Origin of the sequence: Flavobacterium ajazii (assembly GCF_010614725.1) — a bacterium.
In the GTDB taxonomy this organism is placed as follows: Bacteria; Bacteroidota; Bacteroidia; order Flavobacteriales; family Flavobacteriaceae; genus Flavobacterium; species Flavobacterium ajazii.
In genome coordinates this window covers 356954-371163 of record NZ_JAAEHL010000001.1, presented here as the reverse complement: position 1 = coordinate 371163, position 14210 = coordinate 356954, and the positions used below count along the sequence as shown (strand labels likewise).

Here is a 14210-nt window from a genome sequence, read left to right as displayed (position 1 = left end):
AGTATGCGCTTTAGTGCATTTAGCTTTCAGCTTCTAAAAAGTTTTTAACCGTAAATTTGCTTCGCCTATTCACTATCATTCGGGGCGCAATTGACACAAATTAATTTGTGGAAATTTATGCAATTTGCAATTGAAATTAAGCTTTACGACCTCGCAAACTTTAAGTCTGCCAATCAAACTTATGGATTTTAAGTCCATAGTGGTTTATTAGTGGTTTATTTATGCCCCAGATAAAGTTATAGTTAATCATTAAATGAGTTAGTAGATTAGGCTGTTATCTTGTATAGCAGCCTATTTTTGCAAATATTGCTGATATTATAGATGGGGCAAACAATTTTTTAAAAATTGGAATATGAAAAAAATATTTATAACGACTTTTATAATAGTTTCTAATCTGTTATGGTCACAAGAAATACAACATCCAGCTTTACTTTTAACTTCAGAGAGAGTTGACTACGCAAAAAAAATGGTGGGTAGTGATCCAAAATTAAAGGAAGCATGGAAAATCATTAAAAAACAAGCAGATGATGCGCTTTCTAAAAATGATTTACTAAAGACAGATTATTTGGCTTTAGCTTATTTAATGTCTAATGATAAAAAATATGCCGAAAAAGCAAAAGAAATATTATTGAATTCAGTAAGAGGTAAGCAATGGAGTAGTACCGATGAAATGATGTTGCGCAAACCCGCTTGGCGTGCAGATTTAGGATTTTCTCATAAATGCCGTATTAGTGCTATTGCCTATGATGGAATTTACAATATGCTTTCAGAAACAGAAAGAAAAGAAATTACAGAGGGCTTATTCAATTATGGAGTCGTACCTGGTTTAGGTGATTGGTTTTTAGAACCAACCCGAATTCATTCGCTCAATTCTATGGGACACAATTGGTGGACATCTTGTGCCAGTATGTCTGCATTGTTAGCATTGAGTATTGCAAACGAAGTACCTCAGGCAGCTACTGCAGCAGCAAAGTTTTATGAACAGTTACCAGAATGGTTTGCTTTTGCTGGTGATGAACTTCAAAACAAACCCAAAAGTTTCGATAAAAACGGAGGAATGTACGAAAGTATTAATTACGCCAATTTTGGTATATCAGAAGCTTTATTATATATGCTGGCTTGGAAAAATGCATATCCCAATACGAAACCATTAGAAATACCGGAATTAAAAAATACTCCCGATTTTTTTATGTATTGCGCCTATCAGGGAGATAATAAAATACAAAGCCTCAATTTTGGTGATAGCAGGGCAGAAATAACAGCAGAAAATGTGATGCTACTTCTCTATGCTTTAGGTCAAAAAGAGGATAATATGTTATGGTACTTAAAGCAAACAGAAACAGGTAACAACAGAGAAGGACTTTATAGAAATACACCTTTAGGATTTTTGTATTATCCGGATACTAATAAGGCTCCCAAAGAACCAAACTTAAAAAACTCACAGTTATTTGCAGATTTTGGCTGGGCTACTTTGCGAAATGCATGGAAACCTGATGCGACAATGTTAGCTGTAAAAAGCGGTCATACCTGGAATCACTCGCATGCTGATGCTAATTCATTTTTAGTGTACCATAAAGGTGAAAATCTTATTGCAGATGGTGGTCACTGTTGGTATCCAAATCCTGCTTACCGCGACTATTTTTTTCAAAGTCAGGCACATAATGTAGTCTTGTTCAATGGAGAAGGTCAGCCTGTTAATCAGCAATACGAAGGATCTATGCTGGATGGTAAACTTACTAATTTGTTAGATGCCGGTACCATAAAATATGTTTTAGCCAATGCAACTGGTCCTACCTCTAATAATTTCATTCGCAATTTTAGACATTTTTTATGGATCGATAATATCATTTATATTGTTGATGATTTAAAAACCTACAAAGAAGGAAATTTCGAATGGCTATGGCATTTAGAAGGTGAAGTAAAAAAGAATGGAGTAGATATTAATGTAAAACACAACGAAGCAGCACTAACTATTCGTCCTATATATCCTGAATATATTACTCCATCCAATTTTGTACATGATTATCCAACCTTTTCACGTTTTGAAGAACGTAAAGCTCCTTCTGAAGATTTAAAAGGAGAAACGACCTATTATTCTGTTAAATCCCCAGTAGCTGCTAGAAAGATTAAGGGATTAACTGCGATTGTTCTAAAAGAAAAAGAAACTGATAAAATGCCTAAAATAGAGAAAATTGAAGGCAAAGACTGGATAGGAATACGTGTGCATAATAATGGTGAGATTACGGATATCATTATCAATCAATTAGCCGATGGTACTTTGATGCATTCCAATTCCTGGATATGGGCTGACGGCTGGGAAACTGATGCTTATATGTTCGCAGTAACTTATGATGAAAACAGTAAACCAGAAGATGCAGCAGAAATTTGTATAATATATGGCAGTGCACTTCGCCGTAACAACAAAGCCTATTTTGGTTCCTTATCAAAATTAAATGTGATTCAAAAATTAGAAAAAAATACAATGTCAGTCACAATTGATGGGCAACCCTTGATTAATGCATCATTTTATGCGCCAAAACAGCTTGATACTTTATTAGTGAATGGAGAAAAATCAACTTTTGACTTAGATAATGAATATTTGAGTTTTAAATTGGACAACCGTGTTAAAGAATAAGTAAAAAATAAATAAAATTTAACCCGTTGGATGAAATTGATTAAAAAAATTGATTTGATTATAAAAATATAAAATCGGTAGTGAAACATAATTTATAACTCAGGGAATTGATGTCATCCTGAGCGGAGTCGAAGGCTTTTGAATACTAAAGAGCTTCGACTAAGTTTATCCTGAACGAAGCCGAATGGACTCAGCCTGATACTTATTTTTAATTTCACCCAACGGGTTAAAATTTATTAGCTTTTAAATTTTAACCTCCCTTTTTGTTATATAAATATTGTAGGAGTCTCTTAGAAACTTTAAGCGTTTCATCCTTCTTTTTTTAAGACTTCCGGGAAATACTACCTAAACCTTTAGTTGCATAAAAGGGACCAATTCCAACTTTAGATCATTGCTATCATGACAACTATTAATTAATTCCTTAAGCTCAATTACCGCTGCACAATCTGGGTTTAAATAACTATTTTTATCGTCTTGTATTAGATTTGCATTGAGAGTTCTTCAGTAAGATGAAATGATCAGCTTTCACTGAATTTTTATACAACATTGCCTAATTAATGGAGAAATAAGTAAACATGAAAACATTTAAATTCTTAAAAAATAAATATAATGTTGAGCTCCTAATCGATATAGGTAGCTATAATGACATTCCCTATTATTTTTTTGAAAGTGAAATTCATCATACAGATTTTTATGAACTTATATTTTTCTCTAAAGGAAACGGCTATTTAGAACTTGATCAGCAAAGAATTGAAATTTCAGATAATACAATCATTTTTATTTCCCCATTTCAAAAAAGAAGATGGTTTTTGGACAAAACTAAAGTTGACAGTTATTTCCTATTTTTTCAGAACAGCTTTTTGTCTAGTTTCTTCTCAGATAAACTATTTTCTTTCAAATTGCAGTTTTTCTACAACAAAACCAAACCTCTATACTTAAAGGTTAATAATGAGTTCTTTTTGCAATTGGTAAATACAATTCAGGAGCTTCTTAGTGAGATAAAAACATTTCGATCTGACAGTGAACATATCATAAGAGCATTGTTATACTTTGTGCTAATCAAACTCAATCGAGCCTATGCGCAACATTACCTGTTGTCTTCAGAAACAGAAAATAACAGTATTGCATTTATGTTTAAAGAGCTTCTACAAAATGAAGTCTGCAAAATAAGAAACATCGACCATTACGCCCAAAAGTTGGGTATCAGTAGAATAACACTAAATAAATGCATCAAAAAACAATTCAAGGTTACTGCTTCTGAAATGATAAATGAATTCATTCTCTTTGAAATAAAATCTCTGTTATCTTATACAAATCATAATATAAATGAAATTTCATACCTGTTACAATTCTCACAGGCAAATCATTTGACGCGTTTCTTCAAGGCTCAAACAGGAATTTCTCCAAAAGAATTCAGAAAGGCTTATCAAAATGGTAGTTCTGTTATCTAAAGGGGAATTATTCTGCCTACATAAATGATAATTTTGTTCCTGAGAATGTTTTAAAAATACAGCAAAACATACTTTATCTAAACCATTTAAAAACATTATTCGCTGATGTATCGGCATAAAGTTTTTGGATAAAAAGGATATGATTTTAAAAGAAAAAATAGATCAAACGAAAAATAATAAGAATCAAAAGACTGATGCAGTATCTATTTGGACTGTCTAGAACTGATCTGGCAAATCAAAAAACTATTCATAATCTGCTTTTTATAAAAACCTAACCAGTTGATTTAAAAAAAACTTACTGTTAATAGATTTAAAAAACATGAAAAAAAGAATAAAATTCACATATCTTTTTATTTTGATCCTGCTCCCTTTGTTTCTATTAGGCCAGCATCAACAAGTCATTCAACTCGCCAGTCTGTATAAAAAAGGAAAACTGAAATCCGTAAATAGAGAAATTAAAATTGTTTCGAGTTATAGTGGAGATTATGTGAAAATATTGGAAAGTACGAATGAGGGTATTATATGGTTACCTTTTAGGAGCTTTAAAAAAGGTACAATTGAAATTGAAATGAGAGGGAAAGACGTTTTACAGCGAAGTTTTATTGGGATTGCCTTTCACGGTCTCGATGATATGAATTATGATGCCGTCTATTGTCGTCCTTTTAATTTTTTTGCCAAAGACTCCGTTAGGAGAATTCATGCTGTGCAATACATTTCGCATCCAAGTTTTACTTGGGAAAAATTGAGAAATGAAAGGAATGCGATTTTTGAGAAAGAAATTATCAATCCGCCTCGTCCTGATGAATGGTTTACAATGAAATTAGTAATTGACAACACCAATGTTGAAGTCTATATTAACGATGCAGTCCAGCCTTCGCTGATTATCCAAAAACTCAACAATCGAACATCGGGAAAAGTTGGATTGTTTACAGCAGACAGAAGTGGAGGAGACTTTAAAATCATTAGGATAAATTATCGAAAATAAAGCCATTACTAAATCGTTATTGATAAAAATTATTGTTCTATAAATCAGATTATTAATTAACTATCTAAGTCTTTTCTATATCATAATTAAGATAGATTTTCATAATTACGCTATTATGAAATAACTCTGTTTTTTAATAAAGAAAATATTAAACATTGAATTAATAATAAATGAACTTATGATCTCATGATAAAAAGAGTACTATTAATTATGCTGCTTTCTATTCCACTTTTTGCAGCTCAATCATCGAATGAAACTTATACCATCTGGGGAAGGGTTGTGGATCATGGATTTAGTCCTATTGAATCATTTTCGATTAAGGTTTTTGAATTTAATATCATTACAAATCAAAAAAAAATAATTCAGGATTTTAAAGTCATGGATAATAATGGAGAATTTTTAATAAAAAATCTTAAATCAGAAACTTATCTTATTGAGCTTACAGTTCAAAATTACACGAGATACAACATTATAAAAACAGTTGGAAACAAAAATGAATCAGTTGGAGAAATCGTTTTACAAAATACTTGGTAAAATTATGGAAAAGATTCTTTTAATATTTGAAATTGTTCCTGAATTTATTAGAAACAATATCGAAAGAAAATTTAAAATGACCACTTTGCAAATATGACTATTCTTAATTAAAAAAATATATGATAAATTTTTGAGCGGTTTTAAAAAATCTGAAAAGCACTCTAAAATAAAAAAGCCTGCAAATCATTAAATTTGCAGGCTTTATCACATTTTTCGGGTTTTTGAAAAGATTGAAAAACTTTCGTTTTGGCTTCTTTTACCCTTTTCGTGGGGAGAGCAGGATTCGAACCTGCGAAGTTTTCACAGCAGATTTACAGTCTGCCCTCGTTGGCCGCTTGAGTATCTCCCCGAATCTCTAAGCGTTGTGCTTTGTTGTTCTAAGCGGTTGCAAAGATAGGAACTCTTTCTACATTTCCAAACAAAAAAAGCACTTAATTTTGAGTTATTTTTTAATTAATTGGTAGTGAATAAAATAAAGATGAGTCTTTTATTAAATATTTTTTCTTTTTTAGATGATGGAGGTAAATTTTCATTGTTTTTATAAAATTGACCGAATGTAGAATAATGAATTAATTCAATTTTGCTGTAATTTTTCATCTTAACCTGAACTCAGGTTAAGATGAAAAATTACAGCAAAATAAAATAGTAAGCTGTGCATGGCGTAGTTTTTATATTGTTTTGATTAATTTTTAAAAGCTTTCTGAAGTAAGCTTCGGAAAGCTTTTGTTTAAATTTTTAATTATATTTTTTCCAAGCTTAAACGAAAGTTAATTTGTTTGATTTGTTGTATTTATTTATAAAAAAATAACTTAATAATTAGTAAATAAACAGATATTTAATAAATATTTCGATTAATTTTGAAAATATATACTGAATAAAATATTTTTAAACGTTCATTTTGTCGGTTATTTAAGTATTTCATCGAATAAATTTCTTTAAAAATCGGTTTGAATATATTTTAGTAATATTAAAATGATAAAATGCCCCAAAAAGTGTCATGAAAAAACTACTACTAACCCTAACTGTTGCCATTTCTTTAGAAGTGTGCGCTCAGACTCCCATTCATGAATTTAATTTTAACGGTAACTTACATAATACTGATAACACCATCTCGTTTATGGGAACCGAAAATTATGTGGCTGATCGGACAGGAAAAGAAAAAAGCGCACAACGACTGACAAACAAAGCATTAGAAGCTGTAATTGATAATCTTCCTCAAAAAGATAATGCAAGAACTATAGTTGCTTGGATTAAAATGAATGATATTTCTTTGGCAAATTATATCTGGGGATATGGCGAGGCTTCAAGTACCCAGTATTTTGGGCTCTTGCAACAAGGTACGACAACACCTAATTCTGATTTAAGTCTGGCCGCCTGGGGGACTTCAAATGATATTATAGTAAATGTTCCTTTAGAAAAGGAGATATGGTATCAATACAGTATTACATTTGATGGGAATGTTTCAAAGATATACAGAAACGGAGAATTACTTAAATCTGAGAAAGTTTCATCACTCAATACAGAAGGAAATATTTTCAGATTAGGTGAAATTCACACCAAGATTGGTATTAATGCTGATTTTGATGATTTGAAAATTTATAATATAGCTTTATCTGAAAAGGAAATTCGTACTTTATATAATGCTGAAAAACAAATTCTTCCTTTTGTTGCAGCAGCAAATGTAAAGACTGAAACAGTTACAAACAAAGATGCCGTACAAAACAATACAAATACGGTGGCTATTGTAAAGCCAAATTCACTGGATGTGAAAAAAATAGAGATATTTTCTCAAGGAAAGAAGGTAATGGGTAATGAAACAAAGGAAATAAAACTAAATGAACTTCAGGAAGGTATTTATTTGTTAAAAATTACAAGTCCTCCTTCTAAAAAAACAACATCTAAATAACAAGAAAGGCCATTCATTATGAATAGCCTTTCTCTTTTTATTCTAGTTTTAAAAAATTGTAATTAAAAAAAAACAGAAATAAAATAATTTTTAAAATATTTTTTAAAGTAAAACTTTTACGAATTTTTTGAATTACTTTTTTTGGTGTATGTCTTTTAAACAATTCAATCCATTTGTCTTAATAACAACAAATTAATTTCACGGCTTACCCTTTGGTTTGGTGTATCTCTTATAGAAAGTTTTCAATTTTAACATCCTTAATCATAAATCCTTTTGATAAACTGATAAAACAATTCTAGTGTTTAACCTTCGGTGTTACTCTTCTTTTTCCTGTAGTTGAAACATATGAATAAATCATTTGCTCATTATTTTGTGTTTTATAATTCAAAACCATCAAAAAATGAGCGACAAAATTTTTAAATTTTCTCAAAAAATGTCATTTTTTAGGTTAATAAATCAGTGAAAGAAAATCAATCTTTAAATCAATAAAAAAAATGTATCTCATTGATTTCTAGGTTGTAAAATTAGTTCTTTTTTTTAAAAATCAAATGTTAAAAAGTGTTATTTTTTATTTTATGAGGATAATTATTTCTTACAAACATTTTAATTAGAACAAACTAAGTATAGGACAGGAATAGGTAAAAATGTAAAAATGATTTATTTTTACACTATAATTTTTAAAAATAAAACAACAGAAAATGGATTGGATAACTGCCAGAGAATTTGAAGATATAACATATAAAAAATGCAATGGTGTTGCAAGGATAGCTTTTAACAGGCCAAATGTCAGAAATGCATTTCGACCAAAAACGACCTCAGAGCTCTATCAGGCTTTTTATGATGCTCAGGAAGATACTTCGATAGGAGTGGTTTTGCTTTCTGCAGAAGGTCCTTCTACAAAAGACGGGATTTATTCTTTTTGTAGCGGAGGAGATCAAAACGCACGTGGACACCAGGGATATGTTGGTGATGATGGACAGCACCGTTTGAATATTCTTGAAGTGCAGCGTTTAATCCGTTTTATGCCAAAAGTTGTAATTGCCGTTGTGCCTGGCTGGGCAGTTGGTGGCGGGCACAGTCTTCACGTAGTTTGCGATATGACACTTGCCAGTAAAGAACATGCTATTTTCAAACAGACTGATGCCGATGTTACCAGTTTTGACGGAGGTTACGGATCTGCTTATTTAGCAAAAATGGTGGGACAGAAAAAAGCACGTGAAATTTTCTTTTTAGGAAGAAATTATTCGGCCCAGGAGGCTTTTGAAATGGGAATGGTAAATGCTGTTATTCCGCATGAAGAACTTGAAGCTACTGCTTACGAATGGGCGCAGGAGATTCTTCAAAAATCTCCAACTTCAATAAAAATGCTAAAATTTGCCATGAACCTTACTGATGACGGAATGGTTGGACAACAGGTTTTTGCAGGCGAAGCAACACGTCTGGCTTATATGACCGAAGAGGCAAAAGAAGGAAGAAATGCCTTTTTAGAAAAAAGAAAGCCTAATTTTGGTGAAAATAAATGGTTGCCATAAAAATTAATAATTATATATAGCCAGCCATAAGGATCAAATAAACGATTCAACAACTAAACGATTCAACAACTAAACGATTCAACAACTAAACGATTCAACAACTAAACGAATAAACAATAAATAATGAAACATTGGATTGAAGCCGCGAGATTGCGCACATTACCTTTATCAGTTTCCGGAATTATAGTAGGAAGTATTTATGCTTTATCTAATCCAACAGAAACCATCAACACGCCAACTGAAGTGTTTAGCTGGAAAGTCTTTGGTTTTGCACTTCTAACAACATTAGGTTTACAGGTTTTATCTAACTTTGCCAATGATTATGGTGATGGTATCAAAGGCACCGATAACGCAGATAGGGTAGGTCCACAGAGAGCAATTCAGAGTGGCGTTATTACTCCACAGGCTATGAAAAAAGCCATTATCATTACTTCTTTATTGACATTGTTATCTGCAATCATCTTAATCTATTTTGCTTTCGGAAAAACTAATTTTGTTTATTCTTTATTTTTCTTAGTACTCGGAATCGCTGCAATTGCTTCGGCAATTCGTTATACAGTTGGTAATTCAGCTTATGGATATAAAGGATTTGGAGATGTATTCGTATTCGTTTTCTTCGGACTTGTAAGTACGTTGGGAGTGAATTTTTTACATACAAAAGAAATTGACCCGCTTTTAATTTTACCGGCTATCTCAATTGGTTTGTTAAGTGTAGGGGTTTTAAACCTGAATAACATGCGTGATGAGGAATCAGACCGAAAGTCAGGAAAAAACACAATCGTAGTTCAGATCGGCGGTGAGAAAGCGAAAATTTATCACTTTTCAATAATTATTACAGCAATGATTTTAGTAGTTATTTTTGCTGTTTTAAACGATTACAGATTTGATCAATATCTTTTTTTATTGGCTTATATACCTTTAACTAAACATTTAATTACGGTTTATAAAAATCAGAATCCTAAGCTTTTGGATCCCGAATTAAAGAAACTCGCACTAAGTACTTTTTTACTTTCTGTATTACTTACAGTATGTATGATTTCATTAATTTCAGACATTATTGTAAATCTCTTTTTAGGAGGAAGATAATTGTTTCACTTTAAAATTTTATAAAATGAAAATTACATATTTTGGCCACGCATCTTTAGGAATTGAAGTAGGAGGGAAGCATATTATAGTTGATCCCTTTATCACAGGAAATCCTCTGGCATCAGCAATTGATATAAATACATTAAAAGCAGATTATATTTTACTTACTCACGCACATGGCGATCACATTTTGGATGTTGAAGCTATTGCAAACCGAACACAGGCAACTATTGTTTCAAATGCTGAAATTGCCAGTTATTATGCGAAACTGGGTTTCGCAGCACATCCGATGAATCATGGCGGAAGCTGGAATTTTGACTTCGGAAAAGTGAAATACGTAAACGCTGTACATTCAAGTTCGTTTCCGGATGGAAGCAATGGCGGAAACCCTGGTGGTTTTGTTATCGAAAGTGAGCACAAAAACATTTACATTGCCGGAGATACTGCTTTGACACTGGACATGAAACTTATTCCAATGCGCACCAAACTGGATTTAGCAATTTTTCCAATCGGAAACAATTTTACGATGGATGTTGAAGACGCCATAATTGCATCAGATTTTGTAGAATGTGACAAAGTACTTGGTTATCATTATGATACATTTGGTTATATCGAAATCAGTCATGAAGAATCAATCCGTAAATTTTTCGACAAAGGAAAAGATTTGATGTTGCTTGAAATTGGTGAATCAATAGAACTTTAACCTTAAAGTATAATAATCAGGAGCTATTTCCTGCTGTACACTGTATCTTTTATGCCGAACCCCGGCATAAAAGGATGCCGTTTCCATCAGGGCTAGGCCTTTTTTCATAAGAAGCTAATTCTTAAAATAGCCACAAATAAGTGGCGAATTCAAAAATCTAAAATAAAAACAATGTCTAAGCAATTTGCATCATTAGGAATTTCAACACCAATTTTAAAAGCATCAAGCGAACTGAACATTGTTGAACCAACCGAAATTCAGCAAAAAACAATTCCACTACTTTTATCTGAAACTCATGATTTAGTTGGCTTAGCCAAAACAGGAACCGGAAAAACAGCTGCTTTCGGATTACCATTATTACAATTAATAAATACTGAATCTCCGGTCGTACAGGCAGTAATTTTAGCGCCAACCAGAGAACTCGGCCAACAGATTTTTAAGAATCTGGAAGATTTTTCAAAATATATTCAAAATATTTCTATTGCATCTGCTTGCGGCGGAATCCCAATAAAACCTCAAATTGAAAGGCTTACAAAGTCAACGCATATTGTTGTAGCAACTCCAGGACGTTTAATCGATCTGATTCAGCGAAAAGCAATAGATTTAAAACAAGCCCAATATTTAGTTTTAGACGAAGCGGACGAAATGGTAGTAATTCTAAAAGAAAGTTTAGACGAAATCATTGCAGAACTCCCTAAAAAGCATCGTACAATATTATTTTCTGCAACTTTACCGGGAACCATCAAACAGCTAATTCAGAATTACTTAAACAAAAATGTAGTTCAGATTAGCGCCAACATGGAAACGGTTGGAAACCAGGGCATCGATCATGAATATATTGTAGTTGATCCTATTGAAAAATTAGAGGTTTTGATGCATTTCTTAAACTCAAAAGAAGGAGAACGCGGAATTATTTTCTGTAAAACCAAAGCGGCAGTTAACAAATTAGCCAAAAATCTTGCTATAAATCGTTTTTCGTCAGGAGCACTGCATGGTAGTTTGTCACAAGGAATTCGTGACAGGATTATGGAGCAGTTCCGTGAAGGTCATATCAATATTTTAGTTGCAACCGATCTGGCTGCAAGAGGAATTGATGTAAAAGAAATCTCTTATGTAGTAAATTATCATTTACCGGATGTTTACGAAACTTACGTTCACAGAAGCGGAAGAACTGCAAGGGCTGGAGCAAAAGGACTTTCATTAACTGTTTTACAAGAGGAAGAAGTTATTGAAATCCCAGATTTTGAAAGGGAATTAGGTTTAAAATTTACTGAATTTAAAAAGCCTTCGTCAGTAAGTATTGAAGAAAACAATACACTTTTATGGGCTAAGCAAATCTTTAAAGCCAAACCTAATCACGATATTTCATCAGATTTAAAAACTAAGGTTAAAACGGTTTTTCATCATCTTACTAAAGACGAACTAATTGAAAAACTGCTGGCGAATTATGTTTTACAAAACAAAGTTGAGATAAGCGAAAAAGACGGTAAAAAGCCTAAACGTAAATAATTATTTGATAGGTTTTCAAAAAGATTAAGGCTTTAAAAGAAAACCTTAAGATACATTTTAACAATATCGTTGTAGTTTCAAAATCTGTTAAAAAAAACAAAAAGAAACGTTTTTAGCGATTTGCATTTCTAATTATTGTCGTACTTTTAAAAGGTATTTTACAACCTACATAACAATATTAATATATGAACATAGTCATCATTGGAGGAGGTTTTGCAGGATTGAATCTGGCAAAAGAACTTGTAAATCATCCTCAGATACAAGTAACACTTGTAGATAAAAACAACTATAATTTCTTTCCACCCCTTATATATCAGGTTGCAACAGCTTTTTTAGAACCATCCAGTATTAGTTATCCTTTCAGGAAATTTTTTGCAGGCAAAAAGAACCTTCAATTTCGTTTAGGTGAATTGTTGTCTGTTGTTCCTGCTGAAAATAAAGTAATTTTGAGCAATGGCGAACTAACATATGACCATTTGGTTTTTGCTACAGGAGCTGAAACTAGTTACTTTGGTATGGAAAACGTAATGAAAAACGCTATTCCGATGAAGACCTTAAATGATGCCATCGTAATGCGAAATACATTACTTAAAAATCTGGAAAAAGCAGCTATTTGTAAAGAAATCCGTAAGCGCCGTAAATTATTAACGATCGTTGTTGCTGGTGGAGGCCCTACAGGAGTGGAGGTTTCAGGTATGTTTGCAGAAATGCGAAAAAATATCCTTTTAAAAGAATATCCTGAACTGGCAACTACAGCCAGTAATATTTATTTAGTTGATGGAGGAGATGCTTTGCTTGCACCTATGAGCGAAGCTTCTCAAAAAGACACTCTAGACGCTCTTACCAAATTAGGTGTTGTAGTTAAATTAAACAGTAAAGTTACAGATTATGTTGATGATACTGTTTATTTTGAAAATGGCGAAACTATAAAAACCAAAAACTTAATTTGGGCTGCAGGAGTTTCTGCTAAAATATTCGAAGGTATGCCTGCCGAAAGTTATGGTCGTGGAAGAAGAATGGCAACAGACGCTTTCAGTAAAGTGAATGCTACAGAAAATATCTATGCTATTGGTGATACAGCTATTTTAACAGCTGATGCAAATTTTCCAAACGGGCACCCTCAGGTAGCACAGGTTGCTATTCAGCAAGGTATAAATTTAGCTAAAAATTTTAAAGCTTCACTACAAAATAAACCGCTTAAACCATTTGTTTACAACGATAAAGGTTCTATGGCTATTATCGGCAAAAACAAAGCTGTAGTTGATTTACCAAGTCCAAAAATGCATTTTAAAGGATTTTTTGCATGGTTTATATGGTTGTTTGTACATTTGATTTCGTTGATCACTTACAGAAACCGATTAAATACATTTTATAATTGGATGGTCGCTTATTTTGCGAGAGATCAGTCTCTGAGAATGATAATCAGGCCAGATAAAAAACAACAATAAAAAAAATCCGGAATTCTAAATTCCGGATTTTTTTAAAAGCTGATAGTAAAATAATTAGTTTTACTAACTACTCATTTCTATATACATATCTGAATAATTCATTTCAAAATATTCATATAGTGAAGTGTGTTCTGCATTTACAAAATTCCAATCAGGAGGATAATTCCTCTGATTTTGAATCATTGCATCATCATCTTCCGTCATTATTGCATCTAAAGGCCTGTACCCAGTCGAATCTCCGCCAAAAACTTCAATAATATCTCCTACATTTACATCAAATGATCCATATGCAATACTATTACCAGGTGCATTTGTCCAAGGGAGTTTTGTTATTCCGTTTACAGAGATAGACATTCCAGCATATCCAATTACGGCCCATCTTATAGTACGTACCTGAGCTGATAATTGAGTAAAACTAAAG

Annotated in this window: 11 protein-coding genes and 1 tRNA gene; 10 read left to right on the top strand and 2 right to left on the bottom strand. The window is 32.3% G+C overall.

Going from position 1 to position 14210, the window contains the following annotated elements:
- Positions 1 to 352: 352 nt before the first annotated feature.
- From GWR14_RS01495 to GWR14_RS01480, 4 genes are all read left to right on the top strand, one after another.
- Entirely contained in the window at positions 353 to 2635 is a 2283-nt protein-coding gene (locus GWR14_RS01495) for a heparinase II/III domain-containing protein (protein ID WP_163407179.1), read from the top strand.
- Positions 2636 to 3210: 575 nt separating this feature from the next.
- Entirely contained in the window at positions 3211 to 4086 is an 876-nt protein-coding gene (locus tag GWR14_RS01490; RefSeq protein ID WP_163407178.1) for a helix-turn-helix domain-containing protein, read from the top strand.
- A gap of 319 nt (positions 4087 to 4405) precedes the next feature.
- On the top strand, positions 4406 to 5071 hold the full coding sequence (locus tag GWR14_RS01485; protein ID WP_163407177.1) for a hypothetical protein: 666 nt from the start codon (positions 4406 to 4408) through the stop codon (positions 5069 to 5071).
- A gap of 186 nt (positions 5072 to 5257) precedes the next feature.
- Entirely contained in the window at positions 5258 to 5605 is a 348-nt protein-coding gene (locus GWR14_RS01480) for a hypothetical protein (protein ID WP_163407176.1), read from the top strand.
- 268 nt (positions 5606 to 5873) lie between these two features.
- On the opposite strand, the gene GWR14_RS01475 is transcribed toward GWR14_RS01480, so the two are convergent.
- Positions 5874 to 5954, bottom strand: a tRNA-Tyr gene (locus GWR14_RS01475).
- Positions 5955 to 6602: 648 nt separating this feature from the next.
- Here GWR14_RS01475 and GWR14_RS01470 point away from each other — a divergent pair.
- From GWR14_RS01470 to GWR14_RS01445, 6 genes are all read left to right on the top strand, one after another.
- Complete coding sequence (locus tag GWR14_RS01470; RefSeq protein ID WP_163407175.1) at positions 6603 to 7511, top strand: LamG domain-containing protein; 909 nt, start codon at positions 6603 to 6605, stop codon at positions 7509 to 7511.
- A gap of 698 nt (positions 7512 to 8209) precedes the next feature.
- The gene (locus GWR14_RS01465) at positions 8210 to 9043 is read left to right on the top strand and encodes a 1,4-dihydroxy-2-naphthoyl-CoA synthase (RefSeq protein WP_163407174.1); all 834 of its coding nucleotides are present in this window, start codon (positions 8210 to 8212) and stop codon (positions 9041 to 9043) included.
- Between the two features lie 123 nt (positions 9044 to 9166).
- A complete protein-coding gene (menA, locus tag GWR14_RS01460) occupies positions 9167 to 10129 on the top strand; it encodes a 1,4-dihydroxy-2-naphthoate octaprenyltransferase (protein WP_163407173.1) in 963 nt (320 codons plus the stop codon).
- A gap of 25 nt (positions 10130 to 10154) precedes the next feature.
- Positions 10155 to 10832, top strand: a complete 678-nt coding sequence (locus tag GWR14_RS01455) for a metal-dependent hydrolase (RefSeq protein ID WP_163407172.1) — start codon at positions 10155 to 10157, stop codon at positions 10830 to 10832.
- A gap of 171 nt (positions 10833 to 11003) precedes the next feature.
- On the top strand, positions 11004 to 12341 hold the full coding sequence (locus GWR14_RS01450) for a DEAD/DEAH box helicase (protein ID WP_163407171.1): 1338 nt from the start codon (positions 11004 to 11006) through the stop codon (positions 12339 to 12341).
- A gap of 185 nt (positions 12342 to 12526) precedes the next feature.
- A complete protein-coding gene (locus tag GWR14_RS01445; protein WP_163407170.1) occupies positions 12527 to 13789 on the top strand; it encodes an NAD(P)/FAD-dependent oxidoreductase in 1263 nt (420 codons plus the stop codon).
- A 63-nt stretch (positions 13790 to 13852) separates the two neighbouring features.
- Here GWR14_RS01445 and GWR14_RS01440 read toward each other — a convergent pair whose 3' ends face one another.
- Complete coding sequence (locus GWR14_RS01440; protein ID WP_163407169.1) at positions 13853 to 14143, bottom strand: hypothetical protein; 291 nt, start codon at positions 14141 to 14143, stop codon at positions 13853 to 13855.
- Between the last annotated feature and the right edge of the window lie 67 nt (positions 14144 to 14210).

What these genes read in the sequence shown, in the direction of transcription:
- GWR14_RS01495 (WP_163407179.1), top strand. Translation starts at nt 353, where the DNA reads ATGAAAAAAATATTTATAACGACTTTTATAATAGTTTCTAATCTGTTA.
- GWR14_RS01490 (WP_163407178.1), top strand. Translation starts at nt 3,211, where the DNA reads ATGAAAACATTTAAATTCTTAAAAAATAAATATAATGTTGAGCTCCTA.
- GWR14_RS01485 (WP_163407177.1), top strand. Translation starts at nt 4,406, where the DNA reads ATGAAAAAAAGAATAAAATTCACATATCTTTTTATTTTGATCCTGCTC.
- GWR14_RS01480 (WP_163407176.1), top strand. Translation starts at nt 5,258, where the DNA reads ATGATAAAAAGAGTACTATTAATTATGCTGCTTTCTATTCCACTTTTT.
- GWR14_RS01470 (WP_163407175.1), top strand. Translation starts at nt 6,603, where the DNA reads ATGAAAAAACTACTACTAACCCTAACTGTTGCCATTTCTTTAGAAGTG.
- GWR14_RS01465 (WP_163407174.1), top strand. Translation starts at nt 8,210, where the DNA reads ATGGATTGGATAACTGCCAGAGAATTTGAAGATATAACATATAAAAAA.
- menA (WP_163407173.1), top strand. Translation starts at nt 9,167, where the DNA reads ATGAAACATTGGATTGAAGCCGCGAGATTGCGCACATTACCTTTATCA.
- GWR14_RS01455 (WP_163407172.1), top strand. Translation starts at nt 10,155, where the DNA reads ATGAAAATTACATATTTTGGCCACGCATCTTTAGGAATTGAAGTAGGA.
- GWR14_RS01450 (WP_163407171.1), top strand. Translation starts at nt 11,004, where the DNA reads ATGTCTAAGCAATTTGCATCATTAGGAATTTCAACACCAATTTTAAAA.
- GWR14_RS01445 (WP_163407170.1), top strand. Translation starts at nt 12,527, where the DNA reads ATGAACATAGTCATCATTGGAGGAGGTTTTGCAGGATTGAATCTGGCA.
- GWR14_RS01440 (WP_163407169.1), bottom strand. Translation starts at nt 14,143, where the DNA reads ATGTCTATCTCTGTAAACGGAATAACAAAACTCCCTTGGACAAATGCA.